Source organism: Subdoligranulum sp. APC924/74 (assembly GCF_003324125.1).
GTDB lineage: Bacteria > Bacillota > Clostridia > Oscillospirales > Ruminococcaceae > Gemmiger > Gemmiger qucibialis.
On the sequence record NZ_PSQF01000031.1, the window covers coordinates 22,849 to 29,646 of the forward strand.

The 6,798-nt window shown below is 55.6% G+C and carries 5 protein-coding genes; all 5 read left to right on the top strand.

The window, feature by feature from the left end; all coding sequences use genetic code 11:
- The first annotated feature begins 176 nt into the window (after window positions 1-176).
- Window positions 177-2,441: a glycogen/starch/alpha-glucan family phosphorylase gene (glgP, locus tag C4885_RS09020; RefSeq protein ID WP_114000010.1), complete on the top strand. Its 2,265-nt coding sequence runs from the start codon at window positions 177-179 to the stop codon at window positions 2,439-2,441.
- 385 nt (window positions 2,442-2,826) lie between these two features.
- Window positions 2,827-4,035, top strand: coding sequence for a TrkH family potassium uptake protein (locus C4885_RS09025; protein ID WP_371681652.1), 1,209 nt, complete (start codon window positions 2,827-2,829; stop codon window positions 4,033-4,035).
- A gap of 7 nt (window positions 4,036-4,042) precedes the next feature.
- Complete coding sequence (locus C4885_RS09030) at window positions 4,043-4,714, top strand: TrkA family potassium uptake protein (RefSeq protein WP_114000012.1); 672 nt, start codon at window positions 4,043-4,045, stop codon at window positions 4,712-4,714.
- A 327-nt stretch (window positions 4,715-5,041) separates the two neighbouring features.
- Window positions 5,042-5,773, top strand: a complete 732-nt coding sequence (locus tag C4885_RS09035; RefSeq protein WP_242979526.1) for a DeoR/GlpR family DNA-binding transcription regulator — start codon at window positions 5,042-5,044, stop codon at window positions 5,771-5,773.
- Window positions 5,770-6,678: a 1-phosphofructokinase gene (gene pfkB, locus C4885_RS09040; protein ID WP_114000014.1), complete on the top strand. Its 909-nt coding sequence runs from the start codon at window positions 5,770-5,772 to the stop codon at window positions 6,676-6,678. The genes C4885_RS09035 and pfkB overlap by 4 nt, the downstream gene beginning before the upstream one ends.
- The last annotated feature ends 120 nt before the right edge of the window (window positions 6,679-6,798 follow it).

Below are 6,798 nucleotides of genomic sequence, written 5' to 3' on the forward strand. Positions count from 1 at the left end.
TGTATTGTACCACAATCCGGCAGAATTGCACAAGAATTTTACCGATTTTGTATGATATTCTGGATATAGCAAGAGGAAGTGCGGGCCGCACCGCAAGCTTCCCCACTTGAGGCCTGAACCAAAGGCGATACCAACGCCTTGGCCTCTGCAAATTCATCTTTTAGGAGGAACCCGCTATGCAGACCATGACGGAAACTTTACAGAAGCTGATCGGCAAGCCCCTTGTCGAATCCACCGACCAGGAAATTTACCTTGCCCTACTGGATCTTGTGCACAGCAAGAGCGCCGCACAGGTACGCCCGGTCAACGGTCGCAAGCTGTATTATATCTCGGCTGAATTTTTGATCGGTAAACTGCTTTCCAACAACCTCATCAACCTCGGCTTGTATGATGATGTGCGTGATGCCCTTGCTGCCGCAGGCAAGAGCCTTTCCGACATCGAGGAAGTCGAGCCGGAGCCGAGCCTTGGCAACGGCGGTTTGGGCCGTTTGGCTGCCTGCTTCCTGGATTCTCTGGCAACGCTGAACCTGCCGGGCGACGGCATCGGCCTGCGTTACCACTTTGGCCTGTTCCACCAGAGCTTTGCCGACGGCTTGCAGAACGAACTGCCGGACCCCTGGCTGAACGAACATTCCTGGGCGGAAAAGACCGATATCACCTACCCCGTCACCCTGGCAGGCAAACCTTACACTGCCCGGCTGTACAAACTGGCCGTGACCGGCTACGAGGGCCGCACCAACACCCTGAACCTGTTTGACCTGGACACCGTTGATGAAAGCATTGTGCATGACGGCATCCAGTTCGATAAAACCGCCATTGACAAAAACCTGACCCTGTTCCTGTACCCGGACGATTCCGACGAAGCAGGCCGCATGCTGCGTATCTACCAGCAGTACCTGATGGTCAGCGCCGGTGCCCAGCTGATTTTGGCCGAATGCGCCGCCCGCGGCTGCAACTACCATGACCTGGCCGATTACGCCGCCATCCAGATCAACGATACCCACCCCAGCATGGTTATCCCCGAACTGATCCGCCTGCTGGGCGAAAAGGGCATCGAGTTTGACGAAGCCGTCAAGATCGTGACCGACACCTGCGCTTACACCAACCACACCATCCTGGCCGAAGCGCTGGAAACCTGGCCGCGCAGCTATCTGGACAAAGTTGTGCCCCAGCTGATGCCGGTGATTGAAAAGCTGGATGCTGCCGCCAAAAAGCGCACCAATGATACCGGCCTTGCCATCATTGACGCCGACGACCGCGTGCACATGGCCCACATGGACATCCACTTTACCCATTCCACCAACGGCGTTGCCGCCCTGCACACCAAAATTTTGAAGGAATCCGAGCTGAACGGCTTCTATAAGCTGTACCCGGAAAAGTTCAACAACAAAACCAACGGCATCACCTTCCGCCGCTGGCTGCTGGAATGTGACCCCGCACTGGTCAAAGAGATTGAATCCCTGATTGGCCCCGGTTTCCGCAAGGATGCCGCCGAGCTGGAAAAACTGCTGCCCTATGCCGAGGATGCCAATGTGCTGCAAAAGTTCTCCCAGGTCAAGGCCGACAACAAAAAGGCCCTGGCTGACTGGCTGGAGCACACCCAGGGTGTGAAGGTTGACCCCACCGCCATGTTCGATATCCAGTCCAAGCGCCTGCATGAGTACAAGCGCCAGCAGCTGAACCTGCTCTACCTCATCCATCAGTATTTCGAGATTCGCGCGGGTCACACCCCGGCTGTGCCGCTGGTGAGCATTTTTGGTGCCAAGGCCGCCCCAGCTTACATCATTGCCAAGGATATCATCCACGCTTTGCTGACCCTGTCCAAAGTGATTGCCGCTGATCCGCTGGTGGCCCCCTGGCTGCAGGTCGTGTTTGTGGAAAACTATAACGTGACCGCCGCCGAAAAGATGATCCCCGCCTGCGATCTTTCGGAGCAGATCAGCCTGGCCTCCAAGGAAGCATCCGGCACCGGCAACATGAAGTTTATGCTGAACGGCGCTTTGACCCTTGGCACCATGGACGGCGCAAACGTGGAGATCAGCCAGCAGGTTGGCAACGAGAACATCTACATCTTCGGCCAGACCTCCGGCCAGGTCATCCACCGCTATGCTGCGGGCGATTACAACCCGGCAGACTGGTACGAGGGCGACCCCAACCTGCGCCGTGCCATCGACTTTTTGACCGGCCCCGAAATGCTGGCCGCCGGCAAGGAAGAAAACCTGGCCCGTTTGCAGCATGAACTGAAAACCAAGGACTGGTTCCAGACCCTGCCCGATTTCAACGCTTATGTGGTGCGCAAGGGCCAGGCTTTGTCTGATTATGCCTGCGACCCGCTGGGTTGGCGCCGCAAGTGCCTGATCAATATCTCCAAGGCTGGCTTCTTCTCCAGTGACCGCACGATTGCAGAGTACAACAGCGATATCTGGCACCTGGGCGAATAATTTCCCGCCTGCCCCACTGCGTTAAAATTCCATCATCTCCCCTATGGTCCGGCAATTTTTTGCCGGGCCGTTTTTGTTTCGTATACATTTTCTACCGCAGCCAGATTCCTTTATTCCTCTTTCCCTGCCCGGTGCCCAATCCTTATCCTGCCTTTATCTTTTGCACAAAATGCTTGACATCGCCGCTAAAAGCGGCTATGTTTATATATCAAGTGAGCTTTTTCGTCCAAACAAATATGATAAGTGGGTTCAGTTGTTGCCTTGCTGACCCGGCCTGATACTGCATATGAAACGATTCAAACAAATTTTCAATCATCAGCCTCCTGCAAGATTGATTGCTCTGGGGTTTGCTTCCACCATTTTACTGGGTACGCTTTTGTTGCTCATGCCATTTTCCATCCGGTCGGGCATTACCGTACAGCCGGTGGACGCTCTGTTTTCCGCCACAAGCGCCGTCTGTGTAACCGGCCTGCTGACCGTGGATACCGCCGATACCTTTACCCCCGTGGGGCAGGCTGTGATGGCGGTGCTGATCCAGATCGGCGGTTTGGGCATTACCTCCATCGGCATGGGGCTTGCCTTGGCTGCGGGACGGCGCATCAGCCTGCGGGAGCGTACCCTGATCCGGGAAGCCATGAATGTGAGCAGTCTGGAGGGCATGGTGCGGCTGGTACGCGCCATCATTAAACTGACCCTTGCCTTTGAGCTGGCCGGGGTCATCCCCATCTTTGCAGTGTTTGCGCAGGATTATCCACCATTGAAGGCGCTGGGTTTGAGTGTGTTCCACTCCATCTCATCCTTCAACAACGCTGGCATCGATATTTTAGGTGGCGGGCGCAGCCTGACCCCCTATCGGGATAATGTGCTGCTGAATTTGAGCACCTGTTTTCTGATCATTTCGGGTGGTATCGGCTTTCTGGTCATGGTGGATGTGGTCAAGTGCCGGTTCCGCTTCCGCAAATTCACCCTGCATTCCAAGGTTGTGGTAACCACCACGGCATTTTTGCTGGCAGCAGGTACCCTGTTATTAAAGTTCACCGATCCTCTCAGCTGGCTGACAGCATTTTTCCTGAGCGTATCAGCCCGCACGGCCGGCTTTGCCACGCTGGATCTGGGCAAACTGAGCAACGCCGGGTTGTTTACGATTCTTATCCTGATGTTCATTGGTGCTTCGCCGGGGTCCACCGGCGGCGGCATCAAAACCACCACCATTTTTGTTCTGGCGCAAGAGATTCGCTGCATTTTCAGCAAGCAGCGGCCGGGTGCATTCCGCCGTGCATTGCCTGCCAACGCCATTGCCAAGGCTTCCACCATTGGGCTGCTGGGCATGCTGGTGGTATGCTGCACCACATTTCTGCTCTGCATCCTGGAACCCGGCCTGCCGTTCATCAGCCTGCTGTTTGAAGCGGTCTCCGCCTACAGCACTGCCGGGCTTTCCACCGGCATTACAGCGCAGCTTTGCCTGGCCGCCAAGCTGGTGCTGATTTTTACCATGTACACGGGCCGCGTTGGGGCTTTTACCCTGCTTTCCCTCTGGGTGGAACGCCCGGAACCCAACGCGCACTTTACTGAAGAAGCCATTACGATTGGATAGGTGCATTATGAAAAAACAGGATTCTTCCGCTTTGTTCGGTGTTATCGGGCTGGGGCGCTTTGGTTCTGCGCTGGCCCGCACCCTTGCCGAAGCCGGCAAAGAGGTGATTGCCGTTGACTGCGATGAGCAGAAGGTCAAGGCTATTCGCAAATATACTGACTATGCCTTTGTGGTAGATGATTTGAGCGAAGAGGCTCTGACCGAAGTCGGCATTCAGAACTGCGGTACGGTAGGCATCTGTATTGGCGAGCAGATCGACATCAGCATTCTGACCTCCATGCTGGTGCTGAACATGGGGGTGCCGCATGTGATTGCCAAAGCCAGCAGCGTTGGACATGGCGAGGTTCTCAAGCGGCTGGGCGTGACCGTTGTTTATCCCGAAGCCGATATGGCAGTGCGCATTGGCAAGCGCCTAATCTCCGGCAACCTGCTGGACTACATTGCCCTGGAGGACGGTGTGGAGGTACAGCGCATCCAGGTAAACGGCAAGATGCTGAACAAAAGCATCCGGGAGCTGGATATCCGCCGACTATACGGCATTAACATTATTGCCATCGAACGCGACCACCGTACCGATGTGGAGTTTTCGCCGGAGTCTCGGTTCCAGAACGGGGACACCATTTTGGTGATTGGGAAAAGCGAAAAAATCGACCGCTTTGAACGCGCTTTTCAGGATTGACGCTTTTTGACGGAATCTGATTTTTACTTTCCATTTTTTGACGATCCTTACGATACATATTTCTCGGCCGGGCACTGCCGCTGCGCAGTGCCCGGCTTTTTATGTGCTTGTTTTCCAAATACAGAGCGTTTATCGTTGTCAAATTGCACAAAAAGCAGTCCGTAAATTTTATGTTTTGTTTTGGCGTTTCATGATTGCTTTTGACTGTTTGTGCGTGTATAATACAGGCGTAAAGCAAAAAAGCTTCAAGAATCGCCAGGGGAATTACCTGAAGTATTGTCCGGTTTTAAGGAGGATATTGTCTTGCTTGCCGAAGAACGTTTTGCTATGATATTAGATTTGCTGGCACAAAAGCGCTCGGCCACCGTGCTGGAGCTGTGTGATGCCCTGGATGCAAGCGAATCCACCATCCGCCGCGACCTGACCCAGCTGGACCGGCAGGGCCTGTTAAAAAAGGTACACGGCGGCGCCACGCTGGTTGGGCGCACCGTTTTGGCGGATGAGCCCCCCATGGCGGCCCGCGAGGAACAGTCTGTGGAAGAAAAGCGTCTGATTGCCCGCGCCGCCGCCGCAATGATCACCGAGAAAGATTTTATCTTTCTGGACGCCGGCAGCACCACACTGGCGCTGGCCGCCGCGCTGGAGGGCCCTGCCCTGCAGGCTGCCTATGTGACCAACGGCATTGCCCATGCGCGCATGCTGGTGCAAAAGGGCTGCCGCACCTACCTGCCCGGCGGGCAGGTGCGTCCCATCACGGAAGCCATTACCGGGCCGGAAACGCTGGCCGATTTACAGCACTACAACTTTACCAAAGCGTTTATGGGTGCCAACGGCGTAAGCCCTGCGGAGGGCTTTACCACGCCGGACCCGGAGGAAGCCAGCATCAAAACCGCCGCATTGCAGCGCGCGCGGGAACGCTGGTTTCTGGTGGATAACACAAAGTTCGATATGGTATATTCCGCCGTGATCGGGGATATTGGCTGCGGGGCCATTTTGACCAACCACTGCCCGGACCCCCGGTACGCACAGCTTACCTTTGTAAAGGAGTGTTCCGTATGATCTACACCGTCACATTTAATCCTGCGATCGACTACGTTCTGCATCTGACTGCCCCCCTGGCGGTTGGCGAGATCAACCGCACCTCAGACGAAGCCTGCCAGTTTGGCGGCAAGGGCATCAATGTTTCCGGCGTTTTGCGGGAGCTTGGGTGCGAAAGCATCGCCCTTGGCTTTACAGCTGGCGAAACTGGTGCCTGGCTGGAGCGCGGCTTGCAGCTTTCCGGCCTGAAAACCCGCTTCATCCGCCTGCCGGACGGCATGACCCGAATCAACGTTAAGGTAAAGGGCGCAAAAGAGACCGAGATCAACGGTTCCGGCCCGAACATTACTCCCGAAGCCATGCAGGCCCTGTGGGACAATCTGGAAGAACTGGGCGAGGGTGACATTCTGGTACTTGCCGGCAGCATTCCTTCCAGCATGCCGCAGGATGTTTACCAGCAGATTCTGGCTCGGCTGGATGGCCGCGGCATCCGCTTTGTGGTGGATGCCACCCGTGATTTGCTGGTAAAGGTACTGCCCTACCACCCGTTTTTGATCAAACCCAACAACCATGAATTGGGTGAGATCTTTGGCAAAGAGCTCAATCGTGATGAAGAGATTACCCAGGCTGCCCGGAAATTGCAGCAGCGTGGTGCACGCAATGTTCTGGTAAGCATGGCGGGCGATGGTGCCCTGCTGCTGGATGAAACCGGTGCGGTGCACCGCATTGGCACCCCAAAAGGCAAAGTGGTAAACAGCGTTGGCGCTGGGGACAGCATGGTAGCCGGTTTTATTGCCGGTTACCTGCAAAGCGGGAGCTACTCTTACGCCCTGCGCCTTGGCACCGCCTGCGGCAGCGCAACGGCATTCAGCCTGGGCCTTGCCGAGCGCCGCGATATTGATGCCCTGCTGAAAACCATTGAATGATTCAGGCTGATCTGAAAAGTCGAAAATTCAGTCTATTTCTTTGGGCAACACCGCACAATTCCCGCCTAGCGGCTTAAGCACCGCTTCGGCGGCTGCGGCACGGCATCTGCGTTGCCAAAA